We start from the raw sequence: 783 nt of genomic DNA on the forward strand, positions 1-783 counted from the left end.
CAACACCGTAGTGGCATGCGAGATTTGGAACGTTTCCATGTTCGCTCTTCGATGGGGGAAATGGTGCCACTAAGCACGCTAGTCAGCTACGAGCAAGTATTCGAACCTGATGTGGCATGGCGATACAACATGTACCGTAGTGCCATCATTCAAGGCCAACCAGCTCCGGGTTACTCAAGTGGTGATGCAATTGCAGCGATGGAACGTGTTGCTGCAGAAGTTCTACCACAGGGCTATACCTACGAATGGACGGGCATGGCGTACCAAGAAGTGCTTGCTGGTAACCAAGCCATTTACGCATTTGCGTTAGCGTTGATCTTCATTTACTTGTTCATGGTGGCGCAGTACGAAAGTTGGAGTATTCCTCTGGCGATCATTTTGGTGGTACCTGTTGCAACGCTAGGCTCCTTCCTTGCGCTGAACTTAACGGGCACGCCATTAAACTTGTACGCTCAGATTGGTCTCGTTCTCCTTATAGCCTTGGCTGCGAAGAACGCCATTTTGATTGTGGAGTTCGCGAAGCAAGAGCGCGAAGAGAAAGACGTTGCCATCGATGACGCAGCCGTAAAAGGTGGTACGCTACGTTTCCGTGCGGTAAACATGACGTCTTGGTCGTTTATCTTGGGAATTTTCCCGTTGATCTTCGCCGCTGGTGCGGGTCATGTGAGTCAAAACTCGCTCGGGGTGTCTCTGATTGGCGGTCTATTGTGTGTGCTTCTTGCGGGTACGTTCTTGATTCCGGGCTTCTACGCTCTGGTACAGAGACAACGTGAGAAGATTCAT

The 783-nt window shown here is 50.6% G+C and carries 1 protein-coding gene; it reads left to right on the forward strand.

All coding sequences use genetic code 11. From position 1 onward, the window contains the following. Nucleotides 1-783, forward strand: a 783-nt coding sequence (locus tag R7Z77_RS25035) for an efflux RND transporter permease subunit (protein WP_318137004.1), incomplete at both ends; no start/stop codon positions are given.

Source organism: Vibrio sp. 1401, from assembly GCF_033340295.1.